The organism is Collinsella aerofaciens (assembly GCF_025289055.1).
In the GTDB taxonomy this organism is placed as follows: domain Bacteria; phylum Actinomycetota; class Coriobacteriia; order Coriobacteriales; family Coriobacteriaceae; genus Collinsella.
The window spans coordinates 1-22,180 of record NZ_JAESIQ010000028.1; the positions used below are offsets into that span (position 1 = coordinate 1).

General features: G+C 58.7%; 22 protein-coding genes and 4 tRNA genes. All 26 read left to right on the top strand.

The annotated features are described in order from the left end of the window. Positions 1-347 (top strand): hypothetical protein (locus JMJ97_RS08435; RefSeq protein WP_260699904.1); only part of this gene is annotated, 347 nt, incomplete at its 5' end. A gap of 253 nt (positions 348-600) precedes the next feature. Next, positions 601-1,530 (top strand): FRG domain-containing protein, encoded by a 930-nt coding sequence (locus JMJ97_RS08440; RefSeq protein WP_152068137.1) that lies wholly within the window; start codon positions 601-603, stop codon positions 1,528-1,530. A 199-nt stretch (positions 1,531-1,729) separates the two neighbouring features. After that, positions 1,730-3,025: an AAA family ATPase gene (locus JMJ97_RS08445; RefSeq protein ID WP_260699905.1), complete on the top strand. Its 1,296-nt coding sequence runs from the start codon at positions 1,730-1,732 to the stop codon at positions 3,023-3,025. Next, a complete protein-coding gene (locus tag JMJ97_RS08450) occupies positions 3,018-3,695 on the top strand; it encodes an RloB family protein (RefSeq protein WP_260699907.1) in 678 nt (225 codons plus the stop codon). Before JMJ97_RS08445 ends, JMJ97_RS08450 begins: the two co-directional genes overlap by 8 nt. 60 nt (positions 3,696-3,755) lie before the next feature. Further along, a complete protein-coding gene (locus JMJ97_RS08455) occupies positions 3,756-4,034 on the top strand; it encodes a hypothetical protein (protein ID WP_260699908.1) in 279 nt (92 codons plus the stop codon). A 68-nt stretch (positions 4,035-4,102) separates the two neighbouring features. Then, positions 4,103-4,363, top strand: a complete 261-nt coding sequence (locus tag JMJ97_RS09685; protein WP_368136667.1) for a nucleotidyltransferase family protein — start codon at positions 4,103-4,105, stop codon at positions 4,361-4,363. A 753-nt stretch (positions 4,364-5,116) separates the two neighbouring features. Then, on the top strand, positions 5,117-5,905 hold the full coding sequence (locus JMJ97_RS08460; RefSeq protein ID WP_260699910.1) for a DUF3825 domain-containing protein: 789 nt from the start codon (positions 5,117-5,119) through the stop codon (positions 5,903-5,905). Between the two features lie 138 nt (positions 5,906-6,043). After that, a tRNA-Val gene (locus JMJ97_RS08465) sits at positions 6,044-6,118 on the top strand. 434 nt (positions 6,119-6,552) lie between these two features. Continuing rightward, complete coding sequence (locus JMJ97_RS08470; RefSeq protein ID WP_260699912.1) at positions 6,553-7,710, top strand: hypothetical protein; 1,158 nt, start codon at positions 6,553-6,555, stop codon at positions 7,708-7,710. 370 nt (positions 7,711-8,080) lie between these two features. After that, positions 8,081-8,153, top strand: a tRNA-Ala gene (locus tag JMJ97_RS08475). A 197-nt stretch (positions 8,154-8,350) separates the two neighbouring features. Beyond that, positions 8,351-8,426: transfer RNA gene (locus JMJ97_RS08480), tRNA-Ile, on the top strand. 450 nt (positions 8,427-8,876) lie between these two features. After that, positions 8,877-8,949 (top strand) — tRNA-Ala (locus JMJ97_RS08485). Positions 8,950-9,024: 75 nt separating this feature from the next. After that, entirely contained in the window at positions 9,025-11,058 is a 2,034-nt protein-coding gene (locus JMJ97_RS08490; RefSeq protein ID WP_260699913.1) for an ABC-F family ATP-binding cassette domain-containing protein, read from the top strand. Next, complete coding sequence (locus JMJ97_RS08495; protein WP_260699914.1) at positions 11,045-11,341, top strand: hypothetical protein; 297 nt, start codon at positions 11,045-11,047, stop codon at positions 11,339-11,341. Before JMJ97_RS08490 ends, JMJ97_RS08495 begins: the two co-directional genes overlap by 14 nt. A gap of 9 nt (positions 11,342-11,350) precedes the next feature. After that, positions 11,351-12,034: a site-2 protease family protein gene (locus tag JMJ97_RS08500; protein WP_260699915.1), complete on the top strand. Its 684-nt coding sequence runs from the start codon at positions 11,351-11,353 to the stop codon at positions 12,032-12,034. An 84-nt stretch (positions 12,035-12,118) separates the two neighbouring features. Next, entirely contained in the window at positions 12,119-12,931 is an 813-nt protein-coding gene (locus JMJ97_RS08505; protein WP_260699916.1) for a segregation and condensation protein A, read from the top strand. A gap of 11 nt (positions 12,932-12,942) precedes the next feature. Continuing rightward, complete coding sequence (gene scpB / locus JMJ97_RS08510; RefSeq protein ID WP_260699917.1) at positions 12,943-13,671, top strand: SMC-Scp complex subunit ScpB; 729 nt, start codon at positions 12,943-12,945, stop codon at positions 13,669-13,671. Further along, positions 13,658-14,620, top strand: a complete 963-nt coding sequence (locus JMJ97_RS08515) for a pseudouridine synthase (protein WP_260699918.1) — start codon at positions 13,658-13,660, stop codon at positions 14,618-14,620. Before scpB ends, JMJ97_RS08515 begins: the two co-directional genes overlap by 14 nt. Positions 14,621-14,686: 66 nt before the next feature. Beyond that, positions 14,687-15,373 (top strand): (d)CMP kinase, encoded by a 687-nt coding sequence (gene cmk / locus JMJ97_RS08520; RefSeq protein ID WP_260699919.1) that lies wholly within the window; start codon positions 14,687-14,689, stop codon positions 15,371-15,373. 3 nt (positions 15,374-15,376) lie between these two features. Beyond that, positions 15,377-16,105 carry a lysophospholipid acyltransferase family protein gene (locus tag JMJ97_RS08525; protein WP_260699920.1) on the top strand — a complete coding sequence of 243 codons (729 nt, stop codon included), beginning with the start codon at positions 15,377-15,379 and terminating at the stop codon, positions 16,103-16,105. Between the two features lie 2 nt (positions 16,106-16,107). Continuing rightward, positions 16,108-17,007, top strand: a complete 900-nt coding sequence (locus tag JMJ97_RS08530) for a 4-hydroxy-3-methylbut-2-enyl diphosphate reductase (protein ID WP_260699921.1) — start codon at positions 16,108-16,110, stop codon at positions 17,005-17,007. A 2-nt stretch (positions 17,008-17,009) separates the two neighbouring features. After that, complete coding sequence (locus tag JMJ97_RS08535) at positions 17,010-18,452, top strand: DUF512 domain-containing protein (RefSeq protein WP_260699922.1); 1,443 nt, start codon at positions 17,010-17,012, stop codon at positions 18,450-18,452. A gap of 10 nt (positions 18,453-18,462) precedes the next feature. Beyond that, positions 18,463-19,797 (top strand): ribosome biogenesis GTPase Der, encoded by a 1,335-nt coding sequence (der, locus tag JMJ97_RS08540; RefSeq protein ID WP_006236029.1) that lies wholly within the window; start codon positions 18,463-18,465, stop codon positions 19,795-19,797. Beyond that, positions 19,790-20,473: a glycerol-3-phosphate 1-O-acyltransferase PlsY gene (gene plsY, locus JMJ97_RS08545; protein WP_148346663.1), complete on the top strand. Its 684-nt coding sequence runs from the start codon at positions 19,790-19,792 to the stop codon at positions 20,471-20,473. The genes der and plsY overlap by 8 nt, the downstream gene beginning before the upstream one ends. A gap of 9 nt (positions 20,474-20,482) precedes the next feature. Further along, entirely contained in the window at positions 20,483-21,490 is a 1,008-nt protein-coding gene (locus JMJ97_RS08550) for an NAD(P)H-dependent glycerol-3-phosphate dehydrogenase (protein ID WP_260699923.1), read from the top strand. An 18-nt stretch (positions 21,491-21,508) separates the two neighbouring features. Continuing rightward, positions 21,509-22,180, top strand: a complete 672-nt coding sequence (rpe, locus tag JMJ97_RS08555; RefSeq protein WP_260699924.1) for a ribulose-phosphate 3-epimerase — start codon at positions 21,509-21,511, stop codon at positions 22,178-22,180.

Genomic DNA, 22,180 nt, shown 5'->3' on the forward strand with positions numbered 1-22,180 from the left:
CTCCGCATGTGGTGATTGAGCCCGAGGGCGCGACGGCGCCGGCGGGGGAGACCGATGGGGGCGAGGTACCGGGTGATAGCGCGGACAAGTCTCCCACCGATGCTAACCCCGCTGCCGGAGAGCCCGCCACAGGGCCCACGGCAAATCCGGCACTGAAACCCGAAGCCACGACAACCAAGACAACAACGACAGTAACCAAGACCACGGTCGCCAAAGTCCCCAAACCCAAGGTTGCCACCGCGACCACTGCGGTACTCCCCAAGACTGCCGACAACAACTGGATCGCCGCTTCCTTAACGCTTTTCATTCTGGGAACAGCGCTCTTGGCTGCCGCATATCGCTGCTAAGGCCTCGTTTAAGTGAGACCAGGGGAGAAATAAATGCAGCCATTGCAGAAGTCTTTAGCCTTCTACTAAATCAATTTATTAGAGATTGGTGCCGTATCAGCTATCGCTGCGACGGCACTATTTTGTTCAGCTCGACCGCCTCTCGATCTATTACCGATGTTGAGCCTTACACCCCATCCGCCAGAGCGATAAGATAATTGCAATCCAAATGCTGCCGTTTATAAAGCTTCTTGTTCCACTAAAGGATTGATATATGTCTAGTGAAGCCAAAGTTGAGGTTGAAGATGTAGCCTCGTATATCAAATACATCAACGGACTTTCACCAACAATAAATGGTGAAGCCAAGACATATGAATCTACATTTGTTTTCCGAGGACAAGGATCGACTAAGTTTGATCTTGTTCCGTCAATCGGAAGAGACAGCTATTGGCGTAAACCGGGATCGAACACCATTTCCCCTATCACAGGCAGCCTTACGCACGAGGCGGATATTATTGAAACTGCCTGCCGCATATTGCCAAATGTCTTCAAGCGAGATTTGCTTCCGATTGATCTTTTAGCCTGCCTCCAGCACTACGGAGTCCCTACCAGGCTATTAGATGTAACTTCAAACGCACTTGCCGCCCTCTATTTCGCCTGCGGCAATCCTGATGACGTGGGCGAAGTATTTATCTTTAGGCGACCGGGAGGGGATAAGCGGGAATATCCCATCTGCCAGGCAATTGCGGACTCTTGGCATCTATTTATGAACTCAAAGCTTCTGTCTCGTTTTGCCTCACTTGCAATATCAAGACCATACTTTGACTATCAACGTGATCTAGTGCTTTCAATTTACCCTGAGCCAACTGATCAGGCAAAATGGTTTAAGAAGTGCTGCGAAGATACATTATTTGTCTACGGAACTAGATATCTTGATAGACAAGCCGCTCAGTCCGGCCAATATATTCTTTTCCCAAATGACATTCGTGGTAAGGATTCTTCTTTGTCGTTTGATGACTTAATAAGTCCACTGCCCAAAGACAGTCCCGTGATAGCCGGTCGTTGCATAGTGCCATCTGATAGAAAAGCATCAATACTGAACGAGTTGAGTAAACTTGGCATTACCGAAGCTTCGCTCTTTCCCGACAGCATTGAGAAGAGATGCGCCGGCATAGTGAGTGAGATTAAGAGACACCGTCATTGAAGATTGCTCTTAATATCAGCGTAGAGAATTATGCTTCAGGCATTATGTCATACGTACTTATAAGGTTCATTGCCTAAAATCTCAATTTAAAACCGATATTTGTTCAAAGTTAACAAATATCGGTTTTAAAACTATATAATTGTTCTTGTTATTTAAGGATGTCTGTGAATAATCGATATATTTGAGAAGGATTCTAAAGATGATCCTCAATTTTTCATTTAAGAACTTTCAGAGCTTTCGAGATACTCAGCAGTTCTCGTTTGAACCGATTTCGAGCAAAAAGGAACTTGGGCCCGTGCGAGTGGCTGCGGTTTACGGCGCAAACGCGTCAGGCAAATCAAATTTCCTAAATGCTCTTTACTTTGTCTCTTACTTTGTTCGTACAGGTTATGCGACAGGCGATGCGAATTCTCAAATACCCATCGTCCCCTTTTTACTTGACTCGGAGTCACGATCAAATGACACAGAATTCTCGATAGATTTTATCGCCAGCAATTTGAAGTATGAGTTTTCATTTGGTGTAAACAAAAATGAGGTTACTTATGAGAACCTCACCGTATACCGATCAAAACAGCCGTCCCTCCTCTATGACCGCTCTTCGATAAACGGCGAACAGTCGATTAAATTTGGTAGCACTTTTACAGGCGTCAAAAAACAACTTTGGGATATCACGCGCAATAATTCTTTGTTCTTATCTGCCGCCGCGGCGGCTGGAAGTGATGTAATTCAACCCGCATTCGCAGCTCTTGCCAATGACATCAATCTCTATGATGCAACGCATTATCTAGCAGAACTCGCCACCATAAAAAAGCTGTTTATCAACGATGACGCACGAGCTCAGATGCTATCTCAGCTCATTAAATATGCTGATATCGGAATTGACGGCATGGATGTCCGTCAATCGGAAGGCGTCATGGGTTTAAAAGAATCACTCATTGGACTCGATGAGATTCCGGAAGAGGCACGTAATAAAATTGCAGAAGACTTTAAATTGTCGTTCGCTTATGACCTAGTCTTCCACCATAAAGGCTCGGGAGATGGCTTTTGGCTGGGCTCCGCCCATGAATCGGAGGGCACAAAAGCTGCGCTGGCGTTTTTCTCGGTAGCCTTACGTTCTTTAAGCAGTGGGGCCACAACAGTAATTGACGAGCTTGATTCGAGCCTTCATCCCACGCTCCTGCGCGACTTCGTCTCACTGTTCGCCGATCCCGACACAAATCCAAAGGGCGCGCAGCTAATCTTCTCGACCCATGATGTCACCTTGATGACGCGAACCAGCCCTATGGAAGAGGTGCTTGAACGTGACCAGGTCTGGTTTGTGGAAAAGGACTCTGAAGGTGCTTCGCAATTAATTGCTGCGATGGAGTATTCGCCTCGTGCAAATGAGAATCTGGGGCGCAATTACTTAAACGGTGTCTATGTGCCGCTGCCCAACCCAAGCTTTCATCAACTTGTGGCCCAACTCATGAAGGAAGGTGCTGACATAGATGGCTAAGACAGAAAGGAGGGGACTTGCTCGCGGCCGCAAAAAGCAGACAAGAGCCAAGCGAAAGCGCCACCTAATTGTGTCCAATGGAAAGGTGACCGAAACCGAATACTTTAACTTCCTTATTACTGAAATGGACGTTCGCGGAAGCGTGCGGTATCGGCATATTGACGGAGACCCTTTGAAGGTGGCCAAGCAGCTTTCGCGAGAGCTCGATTCAGATAAAAAGGCCGTTAAAGCAGGCGAAATCGAAGCATTGAGTTCCGCATGGATCGTAGTCGATTCAGATGAATTCAGAAACCTAGCCGCAGCAGAACGAGAAGCAAAGACAAAAGGGGTTAGGCTCGCGATCTCCAATCCATGCTTTGAAGTATGGCTTATCGATCATGTCTCACCATGCCCGGAAACTTTTGCATCGACGCCACAATGTGAGAAAAGAGCGCGCGACCTTGGCGTTCTAAAATCTACTGACCCCAACAGGTCCTCCGCGTCAAAGTTCAAGTCGGTAAATCTCGAAATGATTGACGGCAACAAGGGCCAGGCTTTGACCAATGCCGCAAAGCACAATACGGATGATAAACGTCGTGCAAGAGAAATGAATCCGGACAACGTTGTCGTCTATCAAGTATGGACTGACTTGCCTGATCTTGTAGATGACGTATTTGGGTCGGGTAACTAGTGCGATTCATCCCGCGTTAGGGGCAGGCTATTAACTCAAAAAGTTGTAAACGAGGTAGCAATGCTTTGGAGCTATGTTCAGCTAGATGACGGCACTCAGTTTGCCTACTCAGAGACAAGAGAAGACGGAACCGTTCGCGTAGCCGTCGAACGTCCGGTTGGCCTTGGCTTTGACCATGCAGAATGCTTCTTGCCTGCGGTCAAATGGTTCAACGTCAAAGGATTTACTGCTGATGACCTCAATTTCTTGACAGAATTTGTTAGATCAAACGCCCCGTTTATCTTCGAGCTCGCCGAACGCCAAAAAGCCGGACCAGCGGTTTCGGCGCTGGCCCCCTGACGTTCTACTGTTAATCGCCCAATTGAGACATAATTTCACTTGATTACATATCATCCGCGTTATCCCGCGTGCTGACTCAATACGACGTCAGCGAAGCATATTTATTTGGCTCGTTTGCCCGAGGCGAGCAAAGGCCCGATAGCGATATTGACTTGCGCCTAGTCTGCGGCAACACCATGACGTTCGGCGCGCTTTACGAACTCTCCCATGAGCTCGAGAAGGAACTTGGACGAAAGGTTGATCTCGTCACCAACCCACCAGAGCACATGCGCCCAGCATTCCGCAAAAGCATCAAGCAGGAAGAGATACGCCTTTATGTCTCAACATAAACTAAACGATGAGCTTACGGATACAACCCTACAGCCCTGTCCTCCCAAAGAACCTAACGCCGAAAGCCTAGAGGCCATCCGCGAAGGGGATGCGTTCTTTGCCAGTGGAGAACTAGGTCGTTTCGACAACTCCGCCGACCTTATCAATGCAGCTCTAAATGCCCCTGAAGTGTGAGAAAACTCAATCACCAAAGAGACGGCCGTCTTGGAGGTGCCAGATCGGCGAGGTACGTACCTCGCCATTTTTGTCCTTCGACGGATAGCGGTACTATCCAGCCTTCTGGCATAGCCCGAGAGCCGACGAGCGCGACCGTGTGACTTCTGGGTTTGCCTTGCAGCTCTTCCCATTCATTTGTATGCTTGACTTTGATTTTGGTCGTAAGGCGCGACCAACGGAATCAAAAGAAAGCCTGCCGAGAAGACCTTGGTCGCAGAGCACGACCAACGCAATCAAAACAATGCTCGCGGAGAAGGCGCTTTCAATCGCATTGATTGGAGGCGCCTCTAATACCAAGAGATATCTACTCTGCCGGAGAGCCAGGAGCAAAGGTGGCGGTCGAACGCGCCTGATAACGGGTATCGCTCTAACGAAACCAGTACTACGCTTGGATCCAGGACCTCGTATCCGGAAACCGCACGACCAGTGGGCTCGCCGAAGAGCTACGCCGCGGTTGCATTGCGGATATGGCCGACCCGTCGCACGTATAGAATCAAAGCATCCGCACGACAGCTATGAAATGGAATGGACGCCACATGGAGATCCCCAACACCCTGTGCAGCAATGTATACGACTTTGCGTTTTGCCCCGAGCCCTGCTACGAACGCTTGGCCGACCTCGCCGATCCCGAGGACTGGGGCCCCGGCAACCGCATCCTCAAAAACTATCTGTCGTTTTCGTTTAGCCGCGCGGTGTTCCTGACCGAGCGCGACGTGGACCAGACTGCCCCGTCCAACTTGCCGCTGGTGTTCGACGACGACCGCTGCCTATTCAACACCGGCCTGTACACGCGCCGCTACGAGACCATCTACGGCCTGTTTGAGCCCAACACCAAGCCCGACGCGCGCCAGCGCTGGTTTTTGAAGGGCTTCTTTAAGGAGAGCGACCCCATGCTGGTCTCGTTTGAGTACCTGCCGTGCCGCGTGCGCTTTGCCGAGGACCCCTCCGAGCTGGTCTTTGACTACCGCCTGCCCATCCGTTCCAACATCGACCACATTCTGGGCGATGAGGAGAACCTGACGCATATTCCCGCCAGTCTGATGGGGGAGGGTAACTCGTTGCTGCTGCGTCGCGCCTTTGAGGGCGCCGTCGTCGAAGCCGCCCGCCGCGCCGCCGCCAACTACACGCTCGCCGTGCCGCAGTTCTACGGCGGCCGGATCCAGCTGCTCTTGCCGCTGTGCCTGACCGGCGACAAGCCCGAGCTGGCGCTGACCATCCAGCGCGAGGACGGTTTCTACGCCGCGCGCACCTGCCTCACGCTCGACATGGCCTACAACAACGCGCGACTTATCTGCCGCCCCGAGACTTCGTGGATTAAGCGGTAAATGGTGGTTTAGCTGCGGTTTTGTCGATTGCTTTGGTTGCTTTGGCTTGGCTAGCACCCACGAATTTAAAATCGGGGGCAAAAAGTTCTTGGTAAACCACGTACGGCTATGTTAGTATCTCTTTTGCCGAAAGGCGACGGGCGATTGGCTCAGGGGTAGAGCATATCCTTCACACGGATGGGGTCACAAGTTCGAATCTTGTATCGCCCACCATCAAAAGAGTAGGTCAGAGGTGTTAAGCCTCTGGCCTTTTTCTTTTTGACACCAAGGGTGACACCAAATTTTGATTTTTATTAGCATGGGGTCCTATATTTTATTGATCGCAAACCCTTCATAGCTCCTACATATTGAATATAATTTTCGTTCGTTGACTAACTATAGAGTGACGTCGTCGAACATTTTGAAAATAGTTCACGCGCTCTTTCAATGAGTTCTTTGCATGATTCATACGCAATTGTGGAGAAAAAGACCACTGGCTCACAGCTCGTACCAGCACATTCACGCCTCGTGGCAACCTTTCAACACATCCCATCCATTTTTTGGTCAGCGTTTGGTCAGCTTCCGGTACTTACCCGCATGATGCCCCAGTAGATAATCGTCCACGACCACAACCGCATGGCCTACGGCCGATACCAGGGGAGGCGCAAATGGACGAAATCGTCTGCGCAAACACTGCATTCCGCTATTGGCGCTGCCCACCGCAGGTGCGCAATCTCTACCTGCGCCTGCCCAACTCCGAAGACGGCTGGCGAGCTCTATCCCAAGCCCCTTTTGTAACCGAAGTCCTCAAGACCCCGATTATCGCTGTTGCTTCGCCAGGTTGTTGTAATCACCACTCGGGATTGCGCTCTACTATTCGCTGGGAAGGGGCATCGGATGCCGGCACAACAATCGACACTAATTTAGGCTTTAGTGTCACCAATCCGCTTAACACGTTATTTACTATGACACGCTTTGTGTCCCAAATAGATCTCGTACTGGCTATGTACGAACTTTGCGGTTGGTTTTCTGTTTTCGAGCCGGCTCCCGCTGCCGAAATGCAGTTAAAAATGGCGATAGAGGAGAATCGCAATTCCAGCACACAGGATCTGGTCGAACTTGGAGAAGGCGAAGACGAGGTTCCTTGGAAACGAGTTTATGCCCGCGCAACCGTAAAGGCCACAGATAAAGAAGGCCAAACGAACAAGCGTGAGGATGGAAGAGAGGTTACGAAACTCAAAGGCACTTCTCTTTGGATGAGAAAGCCGCTCATCGAGCTAAGCGTTCTGCATCGATTCGCCGACAAGGTCAAAAGTCAAATGTGGGGAAAGCAGTTTTATGATGCCGCTCAGCAGGTTATCGGCATTGCTGCGTCTCCACTCGAAGTCGCTGGGGTCCTGCTTCTAAGTCGTTCTCGACGTCTAGGTGGTGCAGGATTCAGATACGTGTACCTCAACGATTTAACCCCTCTATCCGTGGCAGCCCAAAGCATCGCTGGCCAAAAGGTCTGCTACGGCGACATCGTGATCGTAAACCCAATCCTAATGAAGGCAGTTATTATCGAGATCCAAGGTGAGGTCATTCATGGCTCAGGTGCAATACTTGACCACGATGCGGAGCGCATGACTGCGTTGCAGAGCATGGGATTCGATGTATTCCTGGTGACTCACGATATGCTCAACGATTCAAAGCTGCTAGACACCATAGTCAGAAGTGTCTGCGACCGTTTAGGGATTTGCTATAAAGCCAAAACTGAGGCAATGAAGTGCGCCGAGACGAGACTGCGAGCAAATGTTTTGTGCAACTGGTTGGAAATCGGAAATTAGTCGGCGACAAGGCGCTAGAACTACCAAGTTTGCCTGTTAGTGAATTAATGTCATTTCAAAAACCATGCCGGATTACGGGGCTGGACCCGGACCGGCCGTCCATACCCTGCATTTCACGGAATGCGCAAGCCGTCTACCTGCGGTTTTGATTTTACCGATGACGGCATGCTCGGGGGTTCCCGGCCTGGCCCCGTAAACCGGCATGGTTTTGAAATCGCCGGGTCGGCGGGAGCGCGATTGGCCCCGATAATGGGCCTGGCGCCGGCAAGACGGCCGTTGGGCGGATGGCGGCCCGCGCCGCGCCCGCGAAAGTTTTTCCAAAATTGTCCTTGCATCGCCGTCCGAGTTCCCGTATAGTACTTCTTCGCACGGGGGCGTAGCTCAGCTGGGAGAGCGCTTGACTGGCAGTCAAGAGGTCAGGGGTTCGATCCCCCTCGTCTCCACCCGAGCATTGAATGAGGCTCCAACGCAAGTTGGGGCCTTTTTTCATATAGGAACACAAGGTCAAAGGCGGCAGCATGATCCTCCTGGTCGACAAGATCGTGCGTTGAACGGGCGCCGCGTGCATGGTAGTATTTCACGACGTGGTTCAAGATAGGGATCTGTTCTATTGGCCTCTATCGCACACGCCATTTTATAAGGGCTCTTGGCGCAACGGTTAGCGCAGGGGACTCATAATCCCTGGGTTCTGGGTTCGAATCCCGGAGGGCCCACCAGAGAATCAAGGGGCCGGGCAAATAGCCCGGCTTCTTTTTGCCATAGTTCCCACTCCATATGCCTGCCAAATTGCTTTGATAAACGTTTGCAGTTCAAATCCACGTAAAAGATTATGCTGGTTGACAAGAACCATTTCAAAAACCATGCCGGATTACGGGGCTGGACCCGGACCGGCCGTCCATACCCTGCATTTCACGGAATGCGCAAGCCGTCTACCTGCGGTTTTGATTTTACCGATGACGGCATGCTCGGGGGTTCCCGGCCTGGCCCCGTAAACCGGCATGGTTTTGAAATCGCCGGGTCGGCGGGAGCGCGATTGGCCCCGGTAATGGGCCTGGCGCCGGCAAGACGGCCGTTGGGCGGATGGCGGCCCGCGCCGCGCCCGCGAAAGTTTTTCCAAAATTGTCCTTGCATCGCCGTCCGAGTTCCCGTATAGTACTTCTTCGCACGGGGGCGTAGCTCAGCTGGGAGAGCGCTTGACTGGCAGTCAAGAGGTCAGGGGTTCGATCCCCCTCGTCTCCACCCGAGCATTGAATGAGGCTCCAACGCAAGTTGGGGCCTTTTTTCATATAGGAACACAAGGTCAAAGGCGGCAGCATGATCCTCCTGGTCGACAAGATCGAAAAAAGCTTCGGCGCGCGCGTCCTCTTTAGCGGCGCGTCCTTCCAGATCAACCCCGGCGAGCGCTTCGCGCTCGTGGGCCCCAACGGCGCCGGCAAAACCACCATGCTCAAGATCATCATGGGCATCGACAGCCCCGACGCCGGCCAGGTCCAGTACGCCAAGGACTGCCAGGTAGGATATCTAGAGCAAGAAACCAACCTGGAGCAAAAGGACACCACCATCCTTGCCGAGGTCATGGCGGCCGCCAAGGAAATTCGCCGCATGGGCGAGCGCGCCAACGAGCTGCAGGCTCAGATCACCGAGCTCTCCGAGAAGGGCAAGGACGTCGACGCACTCCTCAACGAGTATGGCCAGGTTCAGGACCGCTTTGAGCACCTGGGCGGCTACGAGCTCGAGAGCAACGCCCGCAAGATCCTGTCAGGCCTGGGCTTTAAAGTCACCGACTTTGAGCGCCCGTGCTCCGAGTTCTCCGGCGGCTGGCAGATGCGTATCGCGCTGGCAAAGCTCTTCCTGCGCCATCCCGACCTGCTGCTGCTAGACGAGCCCACCAACCATCTGGACCTCGAGAGCGTCCAGTGGCTGCGCGGCTTTATCGCCAACTACGACGGCGCCGTCCTCATCGTCAGCCACGACCGCGCCTTCATGGACGCCTGTGTCGACCACGTCGCCGCACTCGAAAACCGTCGCGTGACCACCTACACCGGCAACTACAGCAGCTACCTCAAGCAGCGCGAGGACAACCTGGAGCAGATGCGCGCCAAGCGCGCCGCCCAGGAGCGCGACATCGCCCACATGCAGGTCTTCGTCGACAAGTTCCGCTACAAGCCCACCAAGGCCGCCCAGGCTCAGGAGCGCATCCGCAAGATCGAGCAGATCAAAAAGGAGCTTGTCATACTGCCCGAGGGCCACAAGCACATCGACTTTAAGTTCCCCGATCCGCCACGCTCCGGCGATATGGTCGTGGGCCTGGAGGGCGTCTCCAAGTCCTACGGCGACAAGCACATCTACAGCGACATCGACCTCAAGCTCTACCGCGGTGAGCACGTGGCGCTCGTCGGCCCCAACGGCGCCGGCAAGTCCACCCTCATGAAGATCATCGCCGGTCTGGAACCGCCCACTACCGGCACGCGCGACCTGGGCACCAACGTGGGCGTGGCCTATTACGCCCAGCACGCGCTCGAGGGCATGACCGAATCCAACACCGTCCTGCAAGAGATCGACACCGTTACGCCCAAGTGGACCGTGCCGCAGCAGCGCAGCCTGCTGGGCGCCTTCCTGTTTAGTGACAACGACGCAATCGAAAAGCAGGTACGCGTCCTTTCCGGCGGCGAAAAGGCGCGCTTGGCCCTGGCTAAGATGCTCGTGGCCCCCGAGGCGCTCCTGTGCCTGGACGAGCCCACCAACCACCTGGACATCGACTCGGTGGACATGCTCGAGAACGCCCTGCAAAACTTCCCCGGTACCATTGTGCTGATCAGTCACGACGAGCACCTGGTGCGCGCCGTTGCCAACCGCATCATCGACATCCGCGATGGCAAAGTCACAGTCTATGACGGCGACTACGACTACTACCTCTACAAGCGCGAGGACCTCGCAGCCCGCGCCGCCGCCGAGGCGGCAGGGGAGAGTGCGCTGGCCACGGCCAAGTCCGCCAAAGTCACCGCGGCCCAGCCCGATGCGCCCGCCGCCGCTCCCAAGCCGGTCGAGGGCAAGAAGACCAAGGAGCAAAAGCGTGCCGAGGCCCAGGCCCGTGCTGCGCTCAACAAAAAGCTCAAGGGCGTGCGCAACCAGCTCAAGAAGATCGAGACGGAACTCGACAAAAAGCGCGCCCGCTATGACGAGCTTATGGAATTGATGGCCAGCGAAGAGCTTTATGCCGATCAGGACAAGTTCAACGCCGCGCTGGGGGAATATAACGGCCTTAAGCAAGAGCTTCCCAAGCTCGAGGACGAATGGCTCGAACTTTCCACCCAGATCGAAGAGGAGACCGCGCGTGAACTCTCGTAAGGCCGCTGCTGTGGCGATGAGCATCATCGCCATCGCGTGCCGCATCTGCGGCATCTTTATGAGCGCGATGACCGTGCTGCTGTGTTTTAGCGGCCTCACCGCCAAGCTGCAGATCGTGGGCTTTGTCGTTGAGCTTTCACGCGCGCTGCCGAGCGCCATCGCCGGCTACGGCATCATCACATCGCCCTTTGGTGGCGTGTTCCGCCTGGATTACGCCATCGTGGCCGTCATCCTGTTTGTGGCCGACTACCTGCTCACGCGCGCCTCGCGCCGCGTCCGCTAGAGGAGCGCCATGTCCAGCAGCTACCTGATGAACTTGCTTGCCAGCGCCGTTGCCGTTATCGTCGGCATCGTGATCCACGAGAGCGCGCACGCCGCCGCGGCCTGGGCGCTCGGCGACAAGACGGCCCGCTCCCGTGGCCGCGTCTCGCTCAACCCGCTCAACCACATCGACCCGTTTGGCACCATTCTCCTGCCGCTGCTGATGCTCGCCGCCGGCGGCCCGGTGTTTGCCTTTGCCAAGCCCGTGCCCGTCTACCTCAATAACCTCAAGCACCCCAAGCGCGACGAGGTCCTAGTGAGCGCGGCTGGCCCCGCATCGAACATCGCGCTCGCGTGTCTCGCAGCCGCCCTCATGCACGCGGCATACGGCAACCTCTACACCAGCATGTCCTTTGCCGTGGCCTCCCAAATCATGAACTTCGGCGCCACCTTTATCGTGGTCAACCTGTCGCTCGCGTTCTTTAATCTCATCCCGATCCCGCCGCTTGACGGCTCGTCGATCATCGTGCCCTTCCTCAAGGGCAAGGCGCTCAACAACTATTACCGCCTGCAGCAATACGCTATGCCCATACTCATCCTGGTTCTATACCTGCTGCCTATGTGGACCGGCATCGATGTGATCGGCCGCTATTTCGACGTTACCGTGTATCCGCTTGCTGAGCAGCTGCTCAACTTCGCAATCGCCGGTATCTAAGGTAAACTTACAGGTCGTCCGTGTAAAACGGTCGCAGCATGCACCCAAACCGCGCCGCGAAGGCGCCGTCAAAGGAGGTCGAAGATGTCGTATCGCGTGTCGACGCAGGTCTACAGCGGACCGTTCGACCTGCTGCTGCAGCTGGTAACCCGCCAAAAAGTAGATATCGGCGCCATCTCCATCAGCGAGGTGGCCGAGCAGTACCTTGCCGAGGCCGAGCGCATCGAGGCGCTGGACCTGGACGTGGCGAGCGACTTTTTGCTGGTCGCGGCAACCCTTTTGGACATCAAGGCTGCCTCTCTGGTGCCGCAGGAGGCCCCGCGCAAAGTCGATAACGACGATGACGAGTTCGACGAAGACCTCGAGGAGCTCAGCGCGCTCGACGGCGACGCCTTGCGCGAGGTCCTGATTCAGCGCCTGATTGCATACAAGCAGTTTAAGGGCGCGGCGGCGGCCCTCGGTGCCCGCATGCAGGCCGAAAGCCGCATGCACCCGCGTGTGGCCGGTCCCGACCCGGAGTTTTTGGGCCTAATGCCCGACTATCTGGCCGGCATCACGCTGCGCGGTCTCGCCGTCATCTGTGCCGACCTGGACGGCAGGCGCCAGACCTTCCTGCTGGAGGCCGAGCATGTGGCGCCGCATCGCGTGCCGCTCGACCTGACCGTGGCCTCAGTCGACCGCTTTACCATGGCGCACCAAACCTGCACCTTTCGCGAGCTACTGAACGGCGATGCCACCACCGAGCAGCTCGTCGTCACCTTCCTGGCCATGCTTGAGCTCGCCAAGCGCGGCTCGCTCACGCTGAGCCAGGACGAGATCTTCGGAACCATCTGCATCAACCGAGTCGAGGGAGCCGAGGCATACGTGCCCGGCGAGGGCCCCGAGCTCACCGAATAGGAGCCGCAATCATGTCAACCCTTTCCACGCTGGAGGCAAACAGCCTCAAAGGCGCTCTCGAGGCGCTGCTGCTGGTGTCGAGCGACCCGGTGAGTGCGCCCGCGCTGGCCGGCGCACTGGATATCGCCCCGGGCGAGTGCGCGTCGCTGCTCGCCGAGCTCAAGGTTGAGTACGAGGAGGCCAACCGTGGCTTTCAGCTGCGCGAGGTCGCCGGCGGCTGGCGTCTGTTTACGCACCCCGCCTACCACGACGTGGTCGAGGCCTATGTGTTGAGCTGGGACACGCAAAAGCTGTCGCAGGCGGCGCTCGAGACCCTGGCCGTCATCGCTTACCACCAGCCCGTCACGCGCGAAGTGGTCAAGGGCATCCGCGGCGTCAACTCCGACGGCGTCATCGCGTCGCTCGTCGACAAGGGCCTGGTGCGTGAGCTCGGCCGCGACCCCCAGCGCGGTCAGGCCATAATCTACGGCACGACCAACGCCTTCTTGGAAAAGTTCGGTCTGCGCTCCACCCGAGACCTGCCCGACCTGGAGCAGTTTGCCCCCGACGAGCAGTCGCGCCAGTTTATCCGCGAGCGTCTGAGCGGCCACAGCATTCAGTCCACGCTCGAGGAGCAGGCCGAAGATCTGGACGAAGAGCGCGAACTGCTCGATACCGATGTTGAAGATGTTGAGGCAGTCGAGGACTTTGAGGCCCTGGTCGTCGACGAGACCTCGGAGAATATGCATGACGAGGACTAACGAAACAGGGGAGACGCGCGCCGTGGGCAACGCAGTACCCGCAACCGACGCCCAGCACGTCTACCCGCACACCATGCGCCTGCAGCGCTTTTTGGCGCGCGCGGGTGTGGCGAGCCGCCGCGGTTCGGAGGACCTGATGACCGCTGGCCGGGTGACGGTTAACGGTGAGATCGCAACTGAGCTGGGCACCAAGGTCGACGTCGACCGCGACCATATCGAGGTCGACGGCATGCCCGTCAAGCTCAACCAGGGTGCCGTGTACTTGATGCTCTACAAGCCGACCGGCTACCTCACCACCATGAGCGACCCGCAGGAGCGCCCTTGCGTGGCCGACCTGGTCCCCCGCGACCGCTTTCCGGGACTTTTCCCGGTGGGCCGTCTGGACCGCGACACCACGGGCCTTTTGCTCTTTACCACCGACGGCGATCTGTCGCAGGACCTGCTGCACCCCAGCAAGCACGTCTACAAGACCTATCAGGCGCTCGTGGACGGCCACCTGACCGATCGCGACTTAGAACCGCTCCGCCGCGGCATCGAGCTCGACGACGGCCTGTGCCAGCCGGCGATCTGCCGCGTCATTACCGCGCGCGAGGCCGAGGCCGTGGCTCCGCAAGGCGTCAAGCCCGGCACCACCGCCGTGGAGGTCATCATCCGCGAGGGTCGCAAGAATCAGGTCAAGCGCATGCTGAGCAAGATCCACCACCCGGTGATCCGTCTGCATCGCTGTAACTTTGCCGGCCTGGAGCTCAAGGATGTGGCCAAGGGCTCGTGGCGCGAGCTCACCGACCGCGAGGTGCAGATCCTCAAAAGCGGTGGTATCCCGCCCAAGCAGGCCAGCGCCATACGCGGCGGCAAGCCCCAAGACACGCCCGCCAGCCGCACGCGTCACCACGGCAGCCATGGCTCCGCGCCCAAGCGCAACACCTACCGCGAGCGCTACACGGGCTAGGCAACCCGCCGCGCCCCAACGCCCGCGAACCATACCAGCACTTCAACCATCGAAAGGAAGCATTGCATGATCGTCGCCATCGACGGCCCCGCCGGTTCCGGCAAGTCCACCATCGCTAAGGAGATCGCCCGTCAGCTGGGCTTTAACAAGCTCGACACGGGCGCCATGTATCGCGCCGTCACCTTCGCCGCGCTCGACCGCGGCATCGATCTGGACGACGAGACGGCCATCGACGCCCTCGCCGAGCAGATCGAAATCCGCTTTACCAACGGCACCGGTGAGGACACGCGCCTGACCGTTGACGGCCAGGACGCTTCGGCCGCCATCCGCACCCCGCAGGTCGACGCCAACGTGTCCAAGGTCTCGGCCTACCCGGGCGTGCGCACCGCCATGCTCATCCACCAGCGCCGCGCAGCAGAGGACCGCGATATCGTGGCCGAGGGTCGCGACATCGGAACAGTCGTGTTCCCTAACGCGCAGGTCAAGGTCTTCTTGACCGCCGACCCGCGTGAGCGCGCCCGTCGCCGCGTGCTGCAGCGACACCAGAACGATGCCCAGCCGCTCACGTCCGAGCAGCTCGAGGCCGAGGTCGACGAGACCCTCGACGCCCTTAAGCAGCGCGACAAGCTCGACAGTAGTCGCGAGGTCGCCCCGCTCGTGCCCGCCGAGGACGCCGTGCACGTCGACTCCACCGCCCACACCATCGACGAGGTCGTCTCGATAATCGAGGACCTCATTAACCAAAGGAGGTAGCCCATGCGCCTGTTTAAGCAGACGCCCGAGGACTATTACAACGCCCCCTACGCCGAGTTCCCGGCGCTCATCCGCGGCACTGTCGTCGTGGTTATGGCCATCCTTTGGGCCTTCTCCAAGCTCATGTGGCGCTGGAAGGTAGAGGACGCCGACCTACTGTTTGAGCGCCAAGAAGGCCGCGGCAGCGTGGTCATCTGCAACCACACCTCGATGGCCGAGCTCTTGGCCGTGGAGACGGCGCTGTTCTTTGGGGGGCGCCGCATTCGTCCCATCTTTAAGTCCGAGTTCGCCAAGAGCAAGATTGTGCGCTGGGCCTTCAGCCGCGTCGGCGGCATCCCCGTGGAGCGTGGTACTGCCGATATGAAGTGCTTGCGCGCCGCCCAGCATGCGCTGCAGCGCGGCGAGGACGTTCTGATCTTCCCCGAGGGCACGCGCATCCGCTCGCGCGAGATCAAGCCCGAGGTCCACGGCGGTTTTGCGCTCATCGCTCAGATGGGCAAGGCACCTGTGAACCCGCTCGCCATTTGCGGCTGGTCCGACATCACGCCCGCGGGCAAAAAGATCATGCGTCCCAAGAAATGCTGGATCCGCGCCGGCAAGGCTGTCTCGCTTTCCGACGCACCGGCCGGGCTTAAGCGCACGGAGCGCCTGGAATGGTTTGAGTCCGAGGCCATGAACCGCGTCTACGCCATGCGAGACGAGCTGTGCGCCGAGCATCCGGGCAGGTTCTAGCCATGAGCGAGAACGTGACGAACACCGCCGTGACTGCGTCCGATCAGGACGGCGCGCCCACCATCGAGATCGCAGCCCACGCCGGCACTTGCTACGGCGTGCAGCGCGCGCTCAATATGGCTCTGGCTGCCGCGCCGCAGGCAGGGGAGAGCGCTCAGGTCCACACCCTGGGGCCGCTCATCCATAACCCCATCGTGGTACGCGAGCTCGCTGAGGCAGGCGTTGGCTTGGCCGAGAACCTGGATAATGCCGCAACCGGCACCGTGATCATCCGCGCCCACGGTGTGGTGCCGCAGGTCATCGATGCCGCTCGCGAGCGTGGCCTTAACGTCATCGACGCCACCTGCCCTTACGTCAAGAAGGTTCACGTGGCAGCCGAGCGCCTGGTGCGCGAGGGCTACCACGTGGTGGTCGTGGGTGAGCCGGGCCATCCCGAGGTGGAGGGCATCCTAGGCCACGCCGGCAATGATGCGCAGGTCGTGAGCTGTGCCGCCGATGCCAACGCTTTGTCGCTCAAGGGCAAGGTGGGCCTGGTTGTGCAGACCACCCAGACCGCGCAGAACCTCGCCGAGGTCGTGGCTGCCATCACCCCGCGCGTGCAGGAGCTGCGCGTGATCAACACCATCTGCGCCGCCACGAGTGAGCGTCAACAGGCAGCAGCCACACTTGCCAACCGCTGCGACTGCATGGTCGTCGTGGGTGGCAAGAACTCGGGCAACACCCGCCGCCTGGCGCAAATTTGCGCAGACGCCTGCGAGCGCACGTATCACATCGAGGAAGCTTCCGAGCTCCAGGCCGCTTGGTTTGCCGAGGCGCGCCACATCGGCATCACCGCTGGAGCCTCCACCCCACAAGAACACATCGAACGCGCCGTCGCGCGCATCAAGGAGCTTTGCCGCTAACCATGGACCAGACCGTACCCGCATACGCTGCCGAGGTGGCCGATTACGGGCGCAGCCGCGACCCCGAGCCGGGTGAGGGCGCGCTCGTTAAGAACGTGCGTCCCGAGTCGCCCGCATGGGATGTGGGTATCGAGCCGGGCATGCGCGTGCTCACGGTCAACGGCGAGGCGCTCACCGACATGATCGTGTGGCTCTGGGAGGCCGACGATGATACCGTCGACCTCGAGGTTTTCGACCCACGCGACAACACCGTCACCTCCGTCGAGCTCGACCGCTTCCCGGGCGAGGACTGGGGCCTGGAGTTCGATGGCCCCATCTTCGACGGCATGCGTACCTGCGTAAACGCCTGCGTGTTCTGCTTTATGACCATGTTGCCCAAGGGCGGCCGCTCCACGCTCTATATTCGCGACGACGACTACCGCCTGAGCTTTTTGCAGGGCAACTTCGTCACGCTCACGAACCTCACCGACGAGGACGTGCAAAACGTCATCCAACGCAACATGAGCCCTATGAACGTGTCGGTCCATGCCGTGAGCCCCGACGTCCGCCGTCGTATGATGGGCCGCAACGCCCAGCGCGGCATGGACGTACTCGAGGCCATCATGGCCGCCGGCATCGAGATTCACGCGCAAATCGTGTTGTGCCCCGGCATGAACGACGACGAGGAGCTGGAAAAGACCCTGCGCTTTTGCGAGGAGCACGAGCAAATCACAAGCCTGGGCATTGTGCCGCTCGGTTTTACCAAGCATCAGAACCGCTTTAGCTGGTCATACAGCGACAAGCCCGAACTGGCGCGCGAGACCATTGCCATGATTCGTCCCTACCAGGACCGCGCCTTCGAGCGTTTTGGCCGCCACACCTTCCAGATGAGCGACGAGTTCTACCTGGACGCCGGCATCGATCCGCCCGAGGCGGACTTTTACGACGGCTATCCGCAGTACTACGACGGTATCGGCATGATCCGCTCATACCTAGACGAGACGGACGATGTGCTTGCCGCCGATGCCGAGCGACTGGCCCGCGTCCGCGAGGCCATCGCCGCTCGCAGCCAGCACCTGCTGTGCCTCTCGGGCGCCAGCGCACGCGACACCGTGGCACGTTTCGTGGAATCGCCGCGGGGGCTCGCCGGCACCGTCACGGCCATCAAGAATCGCTACTTTGGCGGCAACGTGGACGTGACCGGCCTCATCGTCGCCTGCGACATTCTGGAGCAGCTGCCGCAGGACCTCTCGGGGGTTATGCTCTTTGTGCCTAAGCTCATGTTCAACGCTGACGGCATGACGCTTGACGAGTATCATCGTGACGATTTACTCGCAAGCCTTACCAGTCGCGGCGCCGAGGTTCATGTGGTGTCGACCATGCCACATGAGCTGCTCGATACCCTGGAGCATATCCTTGGCATTGTGCCCGCAGACTCTAACACTTCCACTGACCCTACCCATTAAAGGAGAGCAGATGAAACCTATCGTCGCCGTCGTCGGACGCCCAAACGTGGGCAAGTCCACGCTCGTTAACCGCCTGGCCCAGACCTCGGACGCCATCGTCCACGAGTCACGCGGCGTCACGCGCGACCGCTCGTATCACACGGCCGATTGGAACGGCCGCGAGTTCACCATCGTCGACACGGGCGGCATCGAGCCACTCAAGAGCGATGACGTCTTTGCCACGTCCATCCGCGACCAGGCGCTCGCCGCCGCCGAGGAAGCCGCCGTCATCCTGTTTGTGGTCGACGGCCGCACCGGCGTCACCGAGGAGGACGAGTCGGTCGCCCGCATGCTCAAGCGCTGCGACAAGCCGGTCTTTCTGCTGGTGAACAAGCTCGACAACCCCGATCGCGAGAACGACAGCATCTGGGAGTTCTATTCGCTCGGCATCGGTGAGCCCACGCCGCTCTCGGCCCTGCATGGCCATGGCACGGGCGACCTGCTCGACGATATCGTGGCCCTGCTTCCCGAGGAAGAGGACGAGGTCGCCGATGAGTTCCCCGATGCGCTGAACGTGGCCATCATCGGCCGCCCCAACGCCGGTAAGTCCTCGCTGTTCAACCGCATCCTGGGCGCCGACCGCTCTATCGTGTCCAACATTGCCGGCACGACGCGCGATGCCATCGACACCGTCGTGGAGCGCAACGGCAAGCACTACCGCATGGTCGACACCGCGGGCATCCGCAAGAAGAGCACCGTGTACGAGAACATCGAGTACTACTCCATGGTTCGCGGCCTGCGCGCCATCGACCGCGCCGACGTGGCGCTGCTCGTCGTCGACGCCTCCGTGGGCGTCACCGAGCAGGACCAGAAGGTCATGGGCTTGGCCATCGAGCGCGGCTGCGCCATCGTGGTGCTGCTCAACAAGTGGGACCTGCTCGACGACGACCGCAAGCGCGAGGCCTGCATGGAGACCATCGACCGCCGTCTGGGCGTCATGGCCCCCTGGGCCCAGTACCTGCGCATCTCTGCCCTGACCGGCCGCAGCGTCGAGAAGATCTGGGCAATGGTAGACGCCGCCGAAAAGACGCGCTCGCAGAAGATCAGCACCTCGCGCCTCAACACGTTCCTCACCGACCTGCGCGAGTTCGGTCATACCGTGGTGGACGGCAAGCGCCGCCTGCGTATGCACTACGTGACCCAGACGGGCGTCAACCCGCCGACGTTCACATTCTTCGTCAACCACAGCGACCTGGTCAACGACACCTACCAGCGCTACGTAGAGAACCGCATGCGTTCGACCTTCGACTTTGCCGGCACGCCCATTCGACTCTTCTTTAGGAAGAAGGAGCAAAAGGATGCATAATCCGATTCTGCTGACCGCCATCTGCGCCGTGGTCTCGTTCTTTATCGGGGCGATTCCGTTTGGCCTAATCTTGGGCCGCGTGTTCAACCACACGGACATTCGCAAGGCGGGCTCCGGCAACATCGGCACCACCAACGCCCTGCGTGTAGCCGGCCCCAAGGTGGCCGCGCTCACGCTGCTGCTCGACTGCCTTAAGGGCGCCATCTGCGTCCTTATCGCGCGTCCGCTCATTGCCGACTTGGGCTATGGCTTCCCCGTGAGCATTATGGCCCCCGGCGCCGCCGGCGACTGGATGCTCGGCGTCATCTGCCTGGCAGCGGTGTGGGGCCACATCTTCTCGCCCTACCTCAATTTCCATGGCGGCAAGGGAATCGCAGTTGGCCTGGGCGTCATCCTCGCCTGGTATTGGCCAATTGGCCTGTCGCTGCTGGGCATGTTTATCGTGGCCGTCGCCATCACCAAGTTTGTGTCGGTGGGCTCGCTTGCCGCGGCCATCGGTCTTCCCATCGCTGCTTGCGCGGTCTTTCCGTACAGCAGCCTGGGCCTCAAGTTCTGCATGGCGATAATCGGCATCACCGTGGTGTGGGCCCATCGCGCGAACATCAAAAAGCTCATGACCGGTAAGGAGTCCAAGCTCTCGTTTACCAAGCGCGTCACCGAGCCCGACGATAAGTAGGAGAGAGTCATGAAAGTTGCGCTGATTGGCTCCGGCTCCTGGGGAACCGCCGTCGCCGGCCTTGCTGCCGCGCGAGCCGAGCGCGTGACCATGTGGGCCCACAGCGAGCAGACGGCCGCCGGCATCAATGGCGAGCACCACAATCCCCGGTATTTGGTGGACTACGAGCTGCCCGGCAACGTCTTCGCCACGACGGATCTGACCCAGGCGATCGACGGCGCCGAGGCCATCATCTTCGCCGTTCCTTCGACGCACCTTCGCAGCGTGTGCCACCAGGCCGCGCCCTTTATCGCCGCCGATACCCCGGTGCTCTGCCTCACCAAGGGCATTGAGCCCGAGTCCGGCCTGCTCATGAGCGAGGTCATCGCCAGTGAGATCGGCAACGAGGCACGTGTCGCGGCGCTTTCGGGCCCCAACCATGCCGAGGAGATCTGCCGCGGCGGACTTTCTGCCGCCGTCATCGCCAGCAAAGACGCGCAGGTAGGGGAGACCTTTAAGAACCTGCTCCTATCCACGGCCTTCCGCATCTACCTGTCGCAGGACATGACCGGTGTCGAGGTCTGCGGCGCCATGAAAAATGTCATCGCCATCGTGTGCGGCATCTCCGCCGGCACCGGCGCGGGCGACAACACGCTCGCCCTCATCATGACGCGCGGCCTAGCCGAGATCAGCCGTCTGGTGCACGCCCGCGGCGGACAAGCTATGACCTGCATGGGACTTGCCGGCATGGGAGACCTCATTGCCACCTGTACCTCGGAGCATTCGCGCAACCGCACCTTTGGCTACGAGTTTGCCCACGGCGTTTCGCTCGACGAGTACCAGACGCGCACGCATATGGTTGTCGAGGGCGCCGTCGCGGCCCGCAGCGTCAGCGAACTTGCCCGTTCACTGGGCGTAGACATTCCGCTCACCTTTGCCGTGGAGCAAACGCTCTACAACGGTGTTACTTTGGATAGGGCACTCGAGATTCTTACCGACCGCGTCCCCTCTCAAGAGTTCTACGGACTCACCGACTAGCGCAGAAAGGCTACTACCATGGGTTCCATCAAAATCGCTCCGTCCGTCCTTTCGGCCGACATGGCCAACCTCAAGGGCGAACTCGACAAGATCGCCGGTGCCGACTACGTGCACTTCGACGTTATGGACGGTCACTTTACCGGCAACCTCACCTTTGGCGTCGACATCCTTAAGGCCGTCAAGCGCTCCACCGATGTACCGGTCGACGCGCACCTCATGGTGTCGAACCCCGACGAGACAGTCGATTGGTATGCCGACGCCGGTGCCGACATGATCACCGTGCACTACGAGGCCTCCGCGCACCTGCATCGCACGCTCACGCACCTGCAGCAGCGCGGCGTCAAGGCCGGCGTGGTGCTCAACCCCGCCACCCCCGTGTGCGTACTTGAGAGCATCATCGACGTCGTCGATATGGTGCTGCTGATGAGCGTGAACCCCGGCTTTGGCGGCCAGAGCTTTATCCCGGGCACTATCGCCAAACTGCACGAGCTCAAGGCCATGTGCGAGCGCCACGGCGTGTCGCCCATGATCGAGGTCGACGGCGGCATTTCTTCCAAGAACATTGCCGAGGTCGTCAAGGCTGGTGCCAACGTTCTCGTGGCCGGCTCCGCCGTATTTAAGTCCGAAGATCCCGCCGCCGAGGTTGCGCTGCTGCAGAAGCTGGGCAATGAGGCCGCACAGGAGGCATAA